Here is a 14,717-nt window from a genome sequence, read left to right on the forward strand (position 1 = left end):
CGACAGCCGGGTAAAGGGAAACGCAACAGTGTTTTGCACCCGCTGATTTGCCCATGCCGCCCGGCTCTGCTAGTGTCGCGCGGTTTCAACTCCTGTCGAGAGAGCCGCCATGGCCCGTAAGAAAGCTTCCGTGGATTTCGAGCAATCGCTGGCCGATCTGCAAACGCTGGTCGAACGCCTGGAAACCGGCGAATTGTCGCTGGAAGATTCCCTGGCCGCCTTCGAGCAAGGCATCGGCCTGACCCGCGACTGCCAGGCCGCCCTGGCCCAGGCCGAGCAGAAGGTGCAGATCCTGCTGGAGCGCGACGGCGAGCTGACGCAAGAGCCCTTTGATGCGGAACAACCCGAATGATCAGCACTTACCAGGCCAGCTGCCAGGCGCGCGTCGATAGCGCCCTGAACAGCCTGTTCGATGCCCCCATGCCCGAGATGGCGCGCCTCTACCAAGCCATGCGCTACAGCGTGATGAACGGTGGCAAGCGCGTGCGCCCGCTGCTGGTGTACGCCGCCTGCGAAGCGCTGGGCGCGCCGGCCGAACAGGCCAACGGTGCGGCCTGCGCGGTGGAGCTGATTCACGCCTACTCGCTGGTGCACGACGACCTGCCGGCCATGGACGACGACGACCTGCGCCGCGGCCAGCCCACCACCCACAAGGCCTTCGACGAAGCCTGCGCGATCCTGGCCGGCGACGGCTTGCAGAGCCTGGCCTTCGAAGCCCTGCTGGACGAGCGCCTGAGCCCACAGGGTGAAGCCGTGCGCCTGCAGATGGCCATGGCCCTGGCCCAGGCCGCAGGCCCCGGCGGCATGGTCGGTGGCCAGGCCATCGACCTCGGCTCGGTAGGCAAGAAGCTCGACCAGGGCGCGCTGGAGCTGATGCACCGGCACAAGACCGGCGCGCTGATCGAAGCCAGCGTGCAACTGGGCGCCCTGGCCAGTGGCCGCGCCAACCCGGCGCAGCGCCAGGCGCTGAAGACTTATGCACAGGCGATCGGCCTGGCGTTCCAGGTCCAGGACGATATCCTCGACGTGGAAAGCGACACCGCCACCCTGGGCAAGCGCCAGGGCGCCGACATCGCCCGCGACAAACCGACCTACCCGGCCCTGCTGGGCCTGGGCATGGCCAAGGCCTATGCGCTGCAGTTGCGCGACCAGGCCCTGGAGGCTTTGCAGCCATTCGACGAGGCGGCCGAGCCGCTGCGCGAACTGGCCCGCTACATTGTCGAACGTCGCAGTTGAACAGCGGCGCTGACTCCCCGACGCGTCATCGCGTGGGCAGTCGGCGCTGCATAGGTTAAACTGCCGCCACTTCATATTTATAACGATTCGCCTGATGCCCACGACGTTTCAAGAGATTCCCCGCGAACGCCCGCTGACGCCCCTGCTGGACCGTGCCGACACGCCGGCAGGTCTGCGCCGACTGGGTGAAGCCGAGCTGGAAACCCTGGCCGATGAACTGCGCCAGGAGTTGCTCTATACCGTTGGCCAGACCGGCGGGCACTTCGGTGCCGGCCTGGGCGTCATCGAACTGACGATTGCGTTGCATTACGTCTTCGACACGCCGGACGACCGCCTGGTGTGGGACGTGGGCCACCAGGCCTACCCGCACAAGATCCTGACCGGGCGCCGCGAGCGCATGGCCAGCCTGCGCCAGAAAGACGGCCTGGCTGCCTTCCCGCGGCGCAGCGAGAGCGAGTACGACACGTTTGGCGTCGGCCACTCCAGCACCTCGATCAGTGCCGCCCTGGGCATGGCCATCGCCGCGCGCCTGCAGAACAGCGGGCGCAAGGCCATTGCCGTGATCGGCGATGGCGCGCTGACCGCCGGCATGGCCTTCGAGGCGCTGAACCATGCGCCCGAGGTGAACGCCGACATGCTGGTGATCCTCAACGACAACGACATGTCGATCTCGCGCAACGTCGGTGGCCTGTCCAACTACCTGGCCAAGATTCTCTCCAGCCGTACCTACGCGAGCATGCGCGAAGGCAGCAAGAAAGTGCTGTCGCGCCTGCCCGGCGCCTGGGAGATCGCCCGTCGTACCGAAGAGTACGCCAAGGGCATGCTGGTACCCGGCACCCTGTTCGAGGAGCTGGGCTGGAACTACATCGGCCCCATCGACGGCCACGACCTGCCCACCCTGGTCGCCACGCTGCGCAACATGCGTGACCTCAAGGGCCCGCAGTTCCTGCACGTGGTCACCAAGAAGGGCAAGGGCTTCGCGCCGGCCGAGGTCGACCCGATCGGCTACCACGCCATCACCAAGCTGGAACCGCTGAACGCGCCTGTCGCGCCGAAAAAACCCACGGGGCCGAAGTACTCCGCGGTGTTCGGCCAGTGGCTGTGCGACATGGCGGCGGCCGACCAACGCCTGGTGGGCATCACCCCGGCGATGAAGGAAGGCTCGGACCTGGTCGATTTCAGCGAGCGTTACCCCGAGCGCTATTTCGACGTGGCCATCGCCGAGCAACACGCGGTGACCCTGGCCGCGGGCATGGCCTGCGAAGGCGCCAAGCCGGTGGTGGCGATCTACTCCACCTTCCTGCAGCGTGCCTACGACCAGCTGATCCATGACGTGGCGGTGCAGAACCTCGACGTGCTGTTCGCCATCGACCGTGCCGGCCTGGTGGGCGAAGACGGCCCGACCCACGCCGGCAGCTTCGACCTGTCGTACCTGCGCTGCATCCCGGGGATGGTGATCATGACCCCGAGCGACGAGAACGAACTGCGCAAGATGCTCACCACCGGCCACCTGTACCAAGGCCCGGCGGCCGTGCGCTACCCACGTGGCACCGGCCCGAACGCGACCATCGAGGCGGGCCTTGAACCGCTGGAAATCGGCAAGGGCGTGGTTCGCCGCGAAGGCAGCAAGACCGCCTTGCTGGTGTTCGGCGTGCAACTGGCCGAGGCCCTGAAGGTGGCCGAGAAGCTGGACGCCACCGTGGTCGACATGCGCTTCGTGAAGCCGCTGGATGAAGCGCTGGTGCGCGACATCGCCGCGCGCCACGAGCTGCTGGTCACCCTCGAGGAAAACAGCATCATGGGCGGCGCGGGCGCTGCGGTGGGTGAATTCCTGGCCGCCGAAAACCTGCTCAAGCCGATGCTGCACCTGGGCTTGCCGGATGCGTACGTGGAGCACGCCAAGCCGGCGCAGATGCTGGCGGAATGCGGGCTGGACGAGGCCGGCATCGAAGCGGCGATCGTCAAGCGCCTGGCCCAGATCGGCCTCTGACCGCATTGCCTCCATCGCGACCAAGGTCGGCTCCTACCGTGTAGGAGCCGACCTTGGTCGCGATGGGCGTGGCACGGTCATTGATTCATGCGTTCGCAGAGGCGTGCCAGCGCCTCCACGATCTGCCCACTGGGGCGCTCCACTCCCGGATCCCCCACCACCACCCTGCCCTTGACCGGCCACTTGCGCCAGGCATCGGCCTGGGCTTGATTGGGCACCACGATTACCTGCGGGTCCCGCTGCAGCACCGCCTCCAGGCTTACCTGGGGTGCCGGCAACGCCAGGTCGTCGAACACATTGCGCCCACCACAGACACTCAAGCCATCACTGATGATCTGCCCGCCGCCCACGGTGTACAGCGGCGCATCCCACACCTGATAGAACACCCGCAACGGCACGCTGCGCCGGTAGCGCTCGCGCAACGCCGCCACGCGCAGGCGGAAGGCATCGGCCAACTGGCGGCCGCGTTCGGCCTGGCCCAGGGGCACGGCAATCTGTGCAAGCTCGGTGGCCAGGTCTTCCAGGGAATGGGGTTCGGCGGTCATCAGCTGAATGCCCAGGCGCCGCACCTGCTCGCGCTGGGCGGGGCCGACGCTGCCTGGCCACAGCAGGATCAAGTCGGGCTTGAGCGCCAGCAGCTGCTCCATGTCCAACTGCCCGTAATGCCCCACTGACTGCAGGTGTTCAAGCCCGGGGGGCCGCGGCCCGGCGTCCAGTACGCCGACCAGACGGCCTTGGCCACCGACTTCCACGGCAATTTCAGTCAAGGATGGCGCCAGGCTGACCACCCGCTGCGCCGCGCCGGCCTGGGCACATAGCACCAGCAGCAGGCAGGCGAGCAGTTGGCGCATCAGCCCAGCTGGCGCGGAATGCGGTAGAGGCAGAGCAGCAGCACGCTGGACAGCGCCAGCAGGCACAGTGGCAGCGCTTCCAGCCCGAACAGCACCGCCAGGGCGGCGATCCAGGCGGGTAGGCCGGCGAACAGGAACGCCATGCGCCGGGTGGCGGCCAGGGCGATCCAGGCCGCGGGTTCCTGGGCGGTGTCGAGGGCTTGCTGGGTAGCGATCAGCCTGCGCTTGTAGGCGCCGAAGCGTGGCAGGCTGAGGAACATCGAAGCGATGCCGGCGATGAACATGGGCATCGCCAACACAGGCATGAGGTCGTCACTCTGGCCAAAGGCCCAGCTCATGACGAACAAGGGCAGCAGGGTCAGCGCCAGCTGCTGCCACCAGGCTACCGCCAAACGGCGGCGCACCTGCGAACGGGTCACGCCCGATCGGCCTCGCTTTGGTGTTCATTGCCCATCATGTGCCCCAGCTTGCCGGCCTTGGTGGCCAGGTAGTGCTTGTTGTGCGGGTTGTGGCCGGTGTGCAGCGGCACGCGCTCGGCGACCACGATGTTCATGTTGGTCAGCGCCTTGACCTTGCGCGGGTTGTTGGTCATCAGGCGCAGCGATTTCACGCCCAGGTGCTCCAGCATCGGCTGGCACATGGCGTAGTCGCGCTGGTCGGCGGCAAAGCCCAGGCGCTCGTTGGCTTCGACGGTGTCGGCGCCGCCATCCTGCAGCTCATAGGCACGGATCTTGTTCAGCAGGCCAATGCCGCGGCCTTCCTGACGCAGGTACAGCAGCACACCACGGCCTTCACGGGCGATGGCCTGCAAGGCGGCTTCAAGCTGCGAACCGCAGTCGCAACGCTGGCTGAACAGGGCATCGCCGGTCAGGCACTCGGAGTGCAGGCGGCCCAGCACGGGTTCGCCATCGGCGACATCGCCCAGGCTCAGCACGACGTGCTCGCGGCCGGTGGCCTCATCGAGGAAACCGTGCATGGTGAATTGCGCAAAAGGCGTTGGCAGCTTGGAAGCGGCGACGAAAACGACGGGCACCGGGTGCTCCTATCAAATATCTGACATGAATATTGACCAAGGTCTGCATTGTAACAGCAGCTTACTGACGACGCTTAGGCTGAATTTCGCAGCATAAAGATCAGGAAGTTTGATCGCTTATGGCGTAAAGGGATAAGGCTGCTGCCAACGGTCGAACAGCGGGCGCAGTTCGCCGCTGGGCACCAGTTGGTCCATGCGCCGGTCGAACAGCGCCAGCAGCGCCCGCCCGTTGGGGGTGTCGGCAAAGCCGAGGAACAGCGGCAGTTCGGCGATGTGGGTGAGCTTGAAGCGTGCCGGCTGGTCGGCCTGCTTGAGCACGCCGAGGATTTCGGTCTGGGCGTCGATGTAATAGTCGGCACGGTCGTGGAGCAGCATCGGCAGGATGCCGATGCGGCGCTGCACTTCATTGAACTGGTGGATGCCGGGCAGGTAGCGCTCGAAGCCATAGCCACGCACCCAGGCCAGGCGGAAGTGGCCGATCGTGTTCAGGGTAGGCGCCGGCTTGTCAGCCAGGCCCAGGGCATAGATGTGATCGGTGTCGTAATGCCAGCGGGGGTAAAGGGTGTTGGCGATTTCGTCGTGATAGGAGCCGACCCAGGCATCGGCTTCACCGCGTTGCACCAGGCCGACCGAGCGCATGTAGGGCGTGCTGCGGGTTTCCAGCTTGACGCCAGCCGGCTCGAACACCTTGCGCAGGATGTCCCAGGCCAGGCCGCTGCCGTCGGCGTTGGTGTAGTCGCTCCACTCCTCGCTGGCCACCTGGATGTGCGCCGGCAGCGGCTCGGCGACTGCCGCCGTGCAGAGGGCCAGCAGGCCGAACACCATCAGCATCCTTGCGATCATGAGCCGCCTCCTGTCGTCGCGCCCTACCCAGCCTTAAACGAAGTGCCACCCCCACACCACCACCTGCATCGCCAGCCAGGCGAACACGCCGGCCAGCACGTCATCGAGCATGATGCCGACGCCGCCATGCACATGCCGGTCGATCCAGCGGATAGGCCATGGCTTGAGTATGTCGAAGAAACGGAACATCAGGAACCCGACCAGTATCCATTCCCAGCCATCAGGCACCAGCCACAGGGTTATCCACATGCCGACCATTTCGTCCCAGACGATGCCTTCGTGGTCGTGCACGCCCAGGTCGTTGGCGACCTTGCCGCACAGCCAGAAGCCGAACAGCATGGTCACGCCCAGCATCAGCCAGTAACCCCAGTCGGGCAGCATCTGCCACAACGGGATGAATGGGATGGCGACCAGCGAGCCCCAGGTGCCCGGCGCCTTGGGCAGGGTGCCGGAGCCGAAGCCGAATGCCAGGAAGTGCCAGGGGTTGCGCCAGACGGACGGCGGCACGTTCTCTGCCGGTACCTGGTTGGGGTGGTCTGTCACGGTGTCTCCCGAAAATGTTGATAACCCCGAACAGCCGGGGTAATGTCGCAGCCCTTGCCATCGTGCAGGCTAACGCCCTGGCCTTCGCGGACCTGGCCCAGCACGTGGATCGGCCAGCCTTCGGCACGAAGGCCGGGCAGGTGCGCCGCAGGCAGGCTGAACACCAGCACGTAGTCGTCGCCACCGGTAAGGGCAGCGGTGTGCGCCGCGTCCCGGCCCAGCAGGCCGACCAGTGCATTCGACAGCGGCAAGGCGTCCAGTTCAAGCGCCAGGGCCACGCCGGACGCCGACGCGATATGCCCGCAATCGGCCAGGAGGCCGTCGGAAATATCCATGGCGGCCGTAGCCTTGCCGCGCAACGCCTGGCCCAGGCCGAACTGCGGTGGTGGCGACCAGTAATGCGCCAGCAGTGGCTCGGCAATGGCCGCGTCGGCCTGCGCCTGCCCCAGCACCAGCGGCAAGGCGCCAGCGGCATCCCCCAGCACGCCGCCCACGCACAGCAGGTCGCCAGCACGTGCGCCCGAGCGTAGCAGCGCCTGGCCGGCCGGCACGCCGCCGAACACGGTCATGGTCAGGCTCAGCGGCCCGCGGGTGGTGTCGCCGCCGATCAGGCTCAGGCGGCATTGCGTGGCCATGCGGTTCAGGCCCTCGGCAAACGCCTGCAGCCAGCCTTCGGCCACCGACGGCAAGGTCAGGGCAAGGGTAAAGCCAATGGGGTCGGCGCCCATGGCCGCCAGGTCACTGGCCGCCACCGCCAGCGCGCGCTGGCCGAGCAGGAAGGGGTCGGCGGCGTCAGGGAAATGCACCCCGGCCACCAGGGTATCGGTCGACACGGCCAACTGCTGGCCGGCTGGCAGGGCCAGCAGGGCGCAGTCATCACCGATGCCGAGCGCCACCCCGTCGCCGGCCTGCGCACAGGGCGCGGCGGCGAAGTAGTGTCGTATCAGCTCAAACTCGCCCATGGTATGCAAGCGCGTGGATCAGCGCTTGAATGCCTTCACTTCGGCGGCACGCACGTTCGGCGCAACCTTGTCGAGCACGCCGTTGACGAACTTGTGGCCGTCGGTGGAACCGAACACCTTGGCCAGCTCGATACCTTCGTTGATCACCACGCGGTACGGCACGTCGACGCGCTTGAGCAGTTCCCAGGTGGACAGGCGCAGCACGGCCAGTTCCACAGGGTCCAGCTCTTCCAGGGCCAGGTCCATGCACGGCTTGAGCACGGCATCGATCTCGGTCTTGCTGGCCGGCACGCCGTGGAGGATCTCGCGGAAGTAGGCACCGTCGACGTCAGTGAAGTCGTTGTCGACCCGGAACTGCGCTTCGATCTCGTTCAGCGAGTGGCTAGCCATGTGCCATTGGTACAGGGCTTGGGTGGCCAACTTGCGGGCTTCGCGGCGCTTCATGCTCTTGGAAGGTTTGCCAGCATCCGCAGGTTTTGGATCGCGCGGGTTGAAACGATCGCTTTCGTCGGAAATCACTTGGCCTCCAACTGCGACAGCAGGCTGACCATTTCCAGGGCGGACAGGGCAGCTTCGGCGCCCTTGTTGCCAGCCTTGGTGCCGGAACGCTCGATGGCCTGTTCGATGGAGTCGACGGTCAGCACGCCAAAGGCGACCGGCACACCGAATTCCATGGAAACCTGGGACAGGCCCTTGGTGCATTCACCGGCCACGTATTCGAAGTGCGGAGTGCCGCCACGAATGACCGCGCCCAGCGCGATGATCGCGTCGTACTCGCCCTGCTGGGCGACTTTCTGCGCTACCAGCGGGATTTCGAAGGCGCCAGGGGCGCGGATGATGGTGATGTCGCTTTCGCTGATACCGTGGCGAACCAGGGCGTCGACGGCGCCGCTGACCAGGCTTTCGACGACGAAGCTGTTGAATCGGCCAACCACCAGGGCATAGCGACCTTTGGGGGCGATGAAGGTACCTTCGATGGTCTTCAGGGTCATTCGGGTGTGTCTCGTCTTAAAGAGCAGGGGCGCCAGCGGCGCCCCATGGGGGTAATGGGCCACGAACAAGAACGTGCGGGGTCACTGAAAACCATAGCGCTGGCCTGGCAATCTGGCGACCCTGGAACCGTGTTTATTCGGAGGGCACGTATTCTACTACTTCCAGGTCGAATCCGGATATCGCATTGAACTTCATTGGCGAACTCATCAGGCGCATTTTGCGCACGCCCAGGTCGCGAAGGATCTGCGAACCGGCACCGACGATGCTGTAGGTGGTCGGTTTTTTCACCGGCGCGCTCTCCGCCGTCTCGCGGATATGTGCCAGCAGCACGTCGCCATCCACCGGGTTGCCGAGCAGCAGCACCACGCCGCTGCCCGCCTCGGAAACCGCGCTCATGGCGGCCCGCAGGCTCCAGCGGCCGGGCTGCTTGACCATCAGCAGGTCACGCAGCGGGTCCATGTTGTGCACCCGTACCAGGGTCGGTTCCTCGGCGCAGATGGTGCCCAGGGTCAGCGCCATGTGTACGTCGCCTTCCACCGCGTCGCGGTAGGTCACCAGGTTGAACTGGCCCAGTTCGCTGTCCAGCGGCTGCTCGGCAATCCGCTGAACGGTACGTTCGTGGATCATGCGGTAGTGGATCAGGTCGGCGATGGTGCCGATCTTGATGTTGTGTTCGGCAGCAAAGGTTTCCAGTTCCGCACGGCGGGACATGGTGCCGTCGTCGTTCATCACTTCGCAGATCACGCCGCTGGGCTCGAACCCGGCCATGCGCGCCAGGTCGCAGGCAGCTTCCGTATGCCCGGCACGGGCCAGGGTGCCACCGGCCTGGGCCATCAGCGGGAAGATGTGGCCAGGGCTGACGATATCTTCTGCCTTGGCGTCCTTGGCCGCAGCTGCCTGCACGGTGCGGGCGCGGTCGGCGGCAGAGATGCCGGTGGTCACGCCTTCGGCGGCCTCGATGGACACGGTGAACTTGGTGCCGAAGCCCGAGCCGTTGCGTGGCGCCATCAGCGGCAGCTTCAGCAGCTCGCAGCGCTCACGGGTCATGGGCATGCAGATCAGGCCGCGGGCGTGCTTGGCCATGAAGTTGATGTGCTCGGCCTGGCAGCATTCGGCGGCCATGATCAGGTCGCCTTCATTCTCGCGGTCTTCGTCATCCATGAGGATGACCATCTTGCCCTGGCGGATGTCTTCCACCAGTTCTTCGATTGTGTTGAGCGCCACGCGGCACCCCCTATATCAGGACTTGAGGTAGCCGTTGGCGGCCAGGAAGCTCTCGGTGATGCCACCGGCAGACGGCTCGGCGGCCTTGTCACCCAGCAGCAGGCGCTCCAGGTAACGGGCCAGCAGGTCCACTTCCAGGTTGACCTTACGGCCAGCACGGTAGTCGGCCATGATGGTTTCGGCCAGGGTGTGCGGGACGATGGTCAGCTCGAACTCGGCGCCGTCCACGGCGTTCACGGTCAGGCTGGTGCCGTCGACGGTGATCGAGCCCTTGTGGGCGATGTACTTGGCCAGCTCCTTCGGTGCGCGCACGCGGAACTGGATGGCACGGGCGTTTTCCTCGCGGGAAACGATTTCGCCGACACCGTCGACGTGGCCGCTGACCAGGTGGCCGCCCAGGCGCGAGCTTGGGGTCAGGGCCTTTTCCAGGTTCACCCGGCTGCCAGCCTTGAGTTCGTGGAAGGCGGTGCAGTCCAGGGTCTCGCGGCTGACGTCGGCCCAGAAGCCGTCGCCCGGCAGTTCCACGGCGGTCAGGCACACGCCGTTGACCGCGATGCTGTCGCCCAGCTTGACGTCGGCAAGGTCCAGCTTGCCGGTTTCTACGTAAACGCGCACGTCACCGCCCTTGGGGGTCAACGAACGGATGCTGCCGATGGATTCGATAATGCCGGTGAACATGGATCCTCCTACGGAACCGGGCCTGCGCTGGGCGCGAGGCGCAAATTATACGCTTGCCGCCGGGGCAGGTATTGCGATGACTCGCCAGTCATCCCCCACTGCGCGCATTTCAATGATTTTCAGCCGGGGCGCCTCGCTCATGCGCGCCAACGGCCAGTCCAGCAACGGCCGCGCGCTGGAGCCGAGGAACTGGCCAGCGACGAACAACTGGAACTCGTCCACCAACCCCTGGCGGGCGAAGGCGCCAGCCAGGGTGGGGCCGGCTTCCACGAGAATTTCGCTGGCGCCACGGGCGGCCAGCAGCGTCAGCAACTGCGCCAGGTCGACGTGGCCGTCGACGGCGCCCACCAGCAACAGTTCATGGCCGTGCTGCTGGTACACGCTGGCGTCCGCGCCTTCGGCACAGCTGACCACCAGCGCCGGGCCGGCCTGGAAGAACGGTGCATCCAGCGGCACCCGCAGGCGGCCGTCGATCAGCACGCGCAACGGCGGGCGGCTGAGCGCCAGCGCCGTGGTCTCGGCGTCCAGGCCCAACTGTTCGGCACGCACGGTCATGCGCGCGCCATCGGACAGCACGCTGTCGGCGCCGGTCAGTACGATGCTCGAACGCGCACGCAGGCGCTGCACCGCCGAGCGGGCCGCCGGGCCGGTAATCCATTGGCTCTCGCCGCTGGCCATGGCCGTGCGCCCGTCCAGGCTCATGGCCAGCTTGACCCGCACGAAGGGCACGCCGTGCTCCATGCGCTTGAGGAAGCCAGGGTTCAGGGCCCGGGATTCAGCCTCCAGCACACCGCTGAGCACCTCGATGCCGACATCAGCCAGGCGCTTCAGGCCACGGCCGGCGACTTCCGGGTTGGGGTCCTGCATGGCCGCCACCACCCGCGCCAGCCCGGCATTCACCAGGGCCTCGGCGCACGGCGGGGTGCGGCCATGGTGGCTGCACGGTTCAAGGGTGACGTAGGCGGTGGCGCCACGCGCCAGCTCGCCAGCCTGGCGCAGGGCATGCACCTCGGCGTGGGGCTCGCCGGCGCGCACGTGCCAGCCCTCGCCCACTACCTGGCCATCACGCACGATCACGCAGCCTACCCGCGGGTTGGGGTGCGTGGTGTACAGGCCGCGGCGCGCCAGTTCGATGGCGCGGGCCATGTAATGGGCGTCGAGGACGGCTTGCTCGCTGGGCATGGTCACTCCTTGGCGGGTTCGCGGGCCAGGCGGTCGATTTCCTCGCGGAACTCGTCCAGGTCCTGGAAGCGCCGGTACACCGAGGCGAAGCGGATGTAGGCAACCTCATCGAGCTTCTGCAGCTCGGCCATCACCAGCTCGCCGACGACCAGCGACTTGACCTCGCGCTCGCCGGTGGCGCGCAGCTTGTGCTTGATGTGGGCCAGGGCCGCTTCCAGGCGCTCGACGCTGACCGGGCGCTTTTCCAGCGCCCGCTGCATGCCGGCGCGCAGTTTTTCTTCGTCGAAGGGCTGGCGGCTACCGTCCTGCTTGATCAGGCGCGGCAAAACCAGTTCGGCGGTTTCGAAGGTGGTGAAACGCTCACCGCAGGCCAGGCATTCGCGACGGCGGCGCACTTGCTCGCCCTCGGCGACCAGTCGCGAGTCGATGACCTTGGTGTCGTTGGCACCGCAGAAGGGACAGTGCATGGTGGCAGGCAACAAAAAATGGGAGGGCCATGGTAGCGCATCCCACTGGCAAGACAAGCCAAAGGCTTTACGGTATACAGAGGTTATTTATTGCGATGGATCTGCCGATGCCTCTACGCCCCCTGATTTTGCTGAGCCTGGTCGCGTTGCTCGCGGCCTGCGGCAGCGACAAGCCCAAGCCGGTGGCGCCCGTCGCGCCCGCCCCGAAAGCCGCCATCGGCGCCCAGCAGCCACTGGGCCCACTGCCCGCCTACCAGCGTGAGCTGACCGGCACCGTGCTCGGCGCCCCCGCGGGTGCCGAGGTTGAGCTGGCCCTGCTGGCGGTGGATGAGCGCGGCCGCCCGCAGCAACTGCTGGCCAGCGGCAAGTGGAACGGCACGGGCAAGCCCCTGGGCTTCCAGCTGCGCTTCAACCCCGAGGCCTTCCCCACCAACCTGCGGGTGGAGCTGCGCGGCCGCGCCAGCCAGTCCGGGGTGCTGATCCTGCACCTGCCGGCGGTACCGGTGGCGCAGCCTGCCACCCAGGCCCTGGGCAACCTGCAGCTGCTGCAAGCGCCATGATCCACCTGCAACAGGCCTTGAGCGAGCTGCTGGGCGATGCGCAACTGGTCAGCACCGCGCTGCCCGACACCGATATCCGCCTGTGGCTGATCGACGGCGACAACATGGACCGCGCCTTCAGCCCCGAGGAAACCCGGCGCATCCTCCACGAGCCGCCGTATTGGAGCTTCTGCTGGGCGAGCGGCCTGGCCATGGCGCGCTTCCTGGCCGAGCAGCCGCACTGGGTAGCCGGCAAGCGCGTGCTGGATTTCGGCGCCGGTTCCGGCGTGGTCGCCATTGCCGCAGCCAAGGCCGGTGCCGCCGAGGTGGTGGCCTGCGACCTCGACCCACTGGCCCTGGACGCCTGCCGCGCCAACGCTGCGCTCAACGGCGTGGCGCTGGGCTACTCGGCGGACTTCTTCGCCGAGGCCGACCGCTTTGACCTGATCCTGGTGGCCGACGTGCTCTACGACCGCGCCAACCTGCCCCTGCTCGACCATTTCCTCAGCCGCGGGCGCCAGGCGCTGGTGGCCGACTCGCGGGTGCGCGACTTCAGCCACCCGGTCTACCAGCCGCTGGGCCAGTTGCACGCCTGCACCTTGCCGGACCTGGCCGAGCCCCACGAGTTTCGCCACGTCAGCCTCTATCACGCGCAGCGCGGCTGAGGCGCTTCCGGCCAGCAGCGCCAGCCTTTATAGTGCGGGTATTACCGCTTTTTTCGAGATGCACGATGAGCCAGTCCACGCCGTATATTTTCGATGTCACCACTGCCACCTTCCAACAGGACGTGATCGACAAGTCGTTCGAGCAGCCCGTGCTGGTGGACTTCTGGGCCGAGTGGTGCGCCCCCTGCAAGGTGCTGATGCCGCTGCTGGAAAAGATCGCCGAGAGCTACCAGGGCGAGCTGTTGCTGGCCAAGGTCAATTGCGACGTGGAGCAGGACATCGTCGCCCACTTCGGCATTCGCAGCCTGCCTACCGTGGTGCTGTTCAAGGAAGGCAAGCCGATGGATGGTTTCGCCGAAGCACGCCCGGAAGCTGAAATCCGCGCCATGCTGGAGCCGCATGTGCACATGCCCGAAGCTGCCGCCGCCGACCCGCTGGAAGCGGCCCAGGCGCTGTTCAACGAAGGTCAGTTCGCCAAGGCCGAGGAGATCCTGCGGGTGCTGCTGGGCGAAGATAACAGCAACGCCCTGGCACTGATCCTGTACGCCCGCTGCCTGGCCGAACGCAACGAACTGGGTGAGGCCCAGGCCGTGCTGGACGCGGTCAAGGGCGACGAGCACAAGGCCGCCCTGGCCGGCGCCAAGGCGCAGCTGACCTTCCTGCGCCAGGCCGCCGACCTGCCCGACGTCGCCGACCTCAAGACCCGCGTCGCACAGAACCCGGGCGACGACGAGGCAGTGTTCCAGCTGGCGATCCAGCAGCTGTCGCGCCAGCAGTACGAAGCAGCGCTGGACGCCCTGCTGAAACTGTTCGTGCGCAACCGCAGCTTCAACGAAGGCGTGGCGCACAAGACCCTGCTGCAGGTGTTCGAGCTGCTGGGCAATGATCACCCGCTGGTCACCACCTACCGCCGCAAGCTGTTCGCCGCCCTCTACTGAGTCATTCGACCCAGCAATACAGCGGCGTGTCGGCGCCGCTTTCCACCCGCACTTCCCGGCAATGGCGCAGGCGTACCAACAGGCGCTTGCCCGCTGCCACGCTGCCCGCCAGGCCTTCCAGCTGCCCCAGCAGTTCGGGGCCGCTGACCTGCCCTGCCTGTTGCACCAGTTGCAGCGTGGCCTGCCACAGGGCGTCGTCCTGCCCCGCCGGCTTGGCCGCCGGGGCTGCCGGGGCTGCCGGAGCCTGGGCCTGCACGTTCAACTGCGCGCCCAGGTGCTGCCAGTCGGCGGCGTCCATCTCGATGGTCAGGTCCACCGGCCAGGCGCCGATGCTTCCACGAATTCGTAGCATGTTGAGTCCTCGTCTGCGAAGGGCCATGTTCCCATACCTGCGCAAACCCTGAACACCGTAGCCGCTGCCGAAGGCTGCGCTGGCCGGTGTGAACATCAGAGATATGGAGTGTGGCTGAGGGCCAGCGCAGCCTGGCGGCAGCGGCTACGCGCGGTGAAAAATTTCATCTGGGCCTTTATGGTGCTGGCACTTTAAAGTTGTTATAACGTTACAATTATTCA

General features: G+C 66.5%; 19 protein-coding genes. 6 read left to right on the forward strand and 13 right to left on the reverse strand.

The window, feature by feature from the left end:
* The first annotated feature begins 109 nt into the window (after nt 1-109).
* The 3 genes from AC0J42_RS27555 to dxs all read left to right on the forward strand — a co-directional run bounded on the left by AC0J42_RS27555 (nt 110) and on the right by dxs (nt 3,226).
* Nucleotides 110-352 (forward strand): exodeoxyribonuclease VII small subunit, encoded by a 243-nt coding sequence (locus AC0J42_RS27555; protein WP_027982047.1) that lies wholly within the window; start codon nt 110-112, stop codon nt 350-352.
* The gene (locus AC0J42_RS27560) at nt 349-1,236 is read left to right on the forward strand and encodes a polyprenyl synthetase family protein (RefSeq protein ID WP_473004623.1); all 888 of its coding nucleotides are present in this window, start codon (nt 349-351) and stop codon (nt 1,234-1,236) included. Before AC0J42_RS27555 ends, AC0J42_RS27560 begins: the two co-directional genes overlap by 4 nt.
* 94 nt (nt 1,237-1,330) lie before the next feature.
* Entirely contained in the window at nt 1,331-3,226 is a 1,896-nt protein-coding gene (dxs, locus tag AC0J42_RS27565; RefSeq protein ID WP_473004624.1) for a 1-deoxy-D-xylulose-5-phosphate synthase, read from the forward strand.
* A gap of 77 nt (nt 3,227-3,303) precedes the next feature.
* Here the strand turns inward: dxs and AC0J42_RS27570 are convergent, their stop codons facing one another.
* The 12 genes from AC0J42_RS27570 to nrdR all read right to left on the reverse strand — a co-directional run bounded on the left by AC0J42_RS27570 (nt 3,304) and on the right by nrdR (nt 12,002).
* Complete coding sequence (locus tag AC0J42_RS27570) at nt 3,304-4,077, reverse strand: cobalamin-binding protein (protein WP_473004625.1); 774 nt, start codon at nt 4,075-4,077, stop codon at nt 3,304-3,306.
* Complete coding sequence (locus AC0J42_RS27575) at nt 4,077-4,496, reverse strand: MFS transporter (protein ID WP_473004626.1); 420 nt, start codon at nt 4,494-4,496, stop codon at nt 4,077-4,079. The genes AC0J42_RS27570 and AC0J42_RS27575 overlap by 1 nt, the downstream gene beginning before the upstream one ends.
* Nucleotides 4,493-5,110 carry a GTP cyclohydrolase II gene (ribA, locus tag AC0J42_RS27580; protein ID WP_416427095.1) on the reverse strand — a complete coding sequence of 206 codons (618 nt, stop codon included), beginning with the start codon at nt 5,108-5,110 and terminating at the stop codon, nt 4,493-4,495. Before ribA ends, AC0J42_RS27575 begins: the two co-directional genes overlap by 4 nt.
* Nucleotides 5,111-5,227: 117 nt before the next feature.
* Complete coding sequence (locus AC0J42_RS27585; protein ID WP_473004627.1) at nt 5,228-5,953, reverse strand: substrate-binding periplasmic protein; 726 nt, start codon at nt 5,951-5,953, stop codon at nt 5,228-5,230.
* A 33-nt stretch (nt 5,954-5,986) separates the two neighbouring features.
* Nucleotides 5,987-6,496 (reverse strand): phosphatidylglycerophosphatase A family protein, encoded by a 510-nt coding sequence (locus tag AC0J42_RS27590; protein WP_416427097.1) that lies wholly within the window; start codon nt 6,494-6,496, stop codon nt 5,987-5,989.
* Nucleotides 6,493-7,458, reverse strand: a complete 966-nt coding sequence (gene thiL / locus AC0J42_RS27595; protein WP_473004628.1) for a thiamine-phosphate kinase — start codon at nt 7,456-7,458, stop codon at nt 6,493-6,495. Before thiL ends, AC0J42_RS27590 begins: the two co-directional genes overlap by 4 nt.
* An 18-nt stretch (nt 7,459-7,476) precedes the next feature.
* Complete coding sequence (gene nusB / locus AC0J42_RS27600) at nt 7,477-7,977, reverse strand: transcription antitermination factor NusB (RefSeq protein WP_027982038.1); 501 nt, start codon at nt 7,975-7,977, stop codon at nt 7,477-7,479.
* Nucleotides 7,974-8,450 (reverse strand): 6,7-dimethyl-8-ribityllumazine synthase, encoded by a 477-nt coding sequence (ribH, locus tag AC0J42_RS27605; protein WP_008374078.1) that lies wholly within the window; start codon nt 8,448-8,450, stop codon nt 7,974-7,976. Before ribH ends, nusB begins: the two co-directional genes overlap by 4 nt.
* Nucleotides 8,451-8,583: 133 nt before the next feature.
* Nucleotides 8,584-9,675, reverse strand: a complete 1,092-nt coding sequence (gene ribBA / locus AC0J42_RS27610) for a bifunctional 3,4-dihydroxy-2-butanone-4-phosphate synthase/GTP cyclohydrolase II (RefSeq protein ID WP_027982037.1) — start codon at nt 9,673-9,675, stop codon at nt 8,584-8,586.
* Between the two features lie 15 nt (nt 9,676-9,690).
* On the reverse strand, nt 9,691-10,353 hold the full coding sequence (locus AC0J42_RS27615) for a riboflavin synthase (RefSeq protein WP_027982036.1): 663 nt from the start codon (nt 10,351-10,353) through the stop codon (nt 9,691-9,693).
* Nucleotides 10,354-10,398: 45 nt separating this feature from the next.
* Nucleotides 10,399-11,535 (reverse strand): bifunctional diaminohydroxyphosphoribosylaminopyrimidine deaminase/5-amino-6-(5-phosphoribosylamino)uracil reductase RibD, encoded by a 1,137-nt coding sequence (ribD, locus tag AC0J42_RS27620; RefSeq protein ID WP_473004629.1) that lies wholly within the window; start codon nt 11,533-11,535, stop codon nt 10,399-10,401.
* A 2-nt stretch (nt 11,536-11,537) separates the two neighbouring features.
* On the reverse strand, nt 11,538-12,002 hold the full coding sequence (gene nrdR, locus AC0J42_RS27625) for a transcriptional regulator NrdR (protein ID WP_166363187.1): 465 nt from the start codon (nt 12,000-12,002) through the stop codon (nt 11,538-11,540).
* A 107-nt stretch (nt 12,003-12,109) separates the two neighbouring features.
* On the opposite strand from nrdR, the gene AC0J42_RS27630 reads away from it, so the two are divergent.
* The 3 genes from AC0J42_RS27630 to trxA all read left to right on the forward strand — a co-directional run bounded on the left by AC0J42_RS27630 (nt 12,110) and on the right by trxA (nt 14,144).
* On the forward strand, nt 12,110-12,562 hold the full coding sequence (locus AC0J42_RS27630) for a YbaY family lipoprotein (RefSeq protein WP_416427100.1): 453 nt from the start codon (nt 12,110-12,112) through the stop codon (nt 12,560-12,562).
* Nucleotides 12,559-13,206, forward strand: a complete 648-nt coding sequence (locus AC0J42_RS27635) for a class I SAM-dependent methyltransferase (protein ID WP_473004631.1) — start codon at nt 12,559-12,561, stop codon at nt 13,204-13,206. Before AC0J42_RS27630 ends, AC0J42_RS27635 begins: the two co-directional genes overlap by 4 nt.
* A gap of 65 nt (nt 13,207-13,271) precedes the next feature.
* The gene (gene trxA, locus AC0J42_RS27640; protein ID WP_473004632.1) at nt 13,272-14,144 is read left to right on the forward strand and encodes a thioredoxin; all 873 of its coding nucleotides are present in this window, start codon (nt 13,272-13,274) and stop codon (nt 14,142-14,144) included.
* A 1-nt stretch (nt 14,145) separates the two neighbouring features.
* On the opposite strand, the gene AC0J42_RS27645 is transcribed toward trxA, so the two are convergent.
* Complete coding sequence (locus AC0J42_RS27645; RefSeq protein ID WP_473004633.1) at nt 14,146-14,496, reverse strand: hypothetical protein; 351 nt, start codon at nt 14,494-14,496, stop codon at nt 14,146-14,148.
* Between the last annotated feature and the right edge of the window lie 221 nt (nt 14,497-14,717).

Source organism: Pseudomonas sp. Tav-5-1A (genome assembly GCF_055755055.1).

Coding starts and splice junctions, on each gene's coding strand:
- AC0J42_RS27555 (WP_027982047.1), top strand. CDS start 110: ATGGCCCGTAAGAAAGCTTCCGTGGATTTCGAGCAATCGCTGGCCGAT.
- AC0J42_RS27560 (WP_473004623.1), top strand. CDS start 349: ATGATCAGCACTTACCAGGCCAGCTGCCAGGCGCGCGTCGATAGCGCC.
- dxs (WP_473004624.1), top strand. CDS start 1,331: ATGCCCACGACGTTTCAAGAGATTCCCCGCGAACGCCCGCTGACGCCC.
- AC0J42_RS27570 (WP_473004625.1), bottom strand. CDS start 4,077: ATGCGCCAACTGCTCGCCTGCCTGCTGCTGGTGCTATGTGCCCAGGCC.
- AC0J42_RS27585 (WP_473004627.1), bottom strand. CDS start 5,953: ATGATCGCAAGGATGCTGATGGTGTTCGGCCTGCTGGCCCTCTGCACG.
- thiL (WP_473004628.1), bottom strand. CDS start 7,458: ATGGGCGAGTTTGAGCTGATACGACACTACTTCGCCGCCGCGCCCTGT.
- ribH (WP_008374078.1), bottom strand. CDS start 8,450: ATGACCCTGAAGACCATCGAAGGTACCTTCATCGCCCCCAAAGGTCGC.
- AC0J42_RS27615 (WP_027982036.1), bottom strand. CDS start 10,353: ATGTTCACCGGCATTATCGAATCCATCGGCAGCATCCGTTCGTTGACC.
- ribD (WP_473004629.1), bottom strand. CDS start 11,535: ATGCCCAGCGAGCAAGCCGTCCTCGACGCCCATTACATGGCCCGCGCC.
- nrdR (WP_166363187.1), bottom strand. CDS start 12,002: ATGCACTGTCCCTTCTGCGGTGCCAACGACACCAAGGTCATCGACTCG.
- AC0J42_RS27630 (WP_416427100.1), top strand. CDS start 12,110: ATGCCTCTACGCCCCCTGATTTTGCTGAGCCTGGTCGCGTTGCTCGCG.
- AC0J42_RS27635 (WP_473004631.1), top strand. CDS start 12,559: ATGATCCACCTGCAACAGGCCTTGAGCGAGCTGCTGGGCGATGCGCAA.
- trxA (WP_473004632.1), top strand. CDS start 13,272: ATGAGCCAGTCCACGCCGTATATTTTCGATGTCACCACTGCCACCTTC.
- AC0J42_RS27645 (WP_473004633.1), bottom strand. CDS start 14,496: ATGCTACGAATTCGTGGAAGCATCGGCGCCTGGCCGGTGGACCTGACC.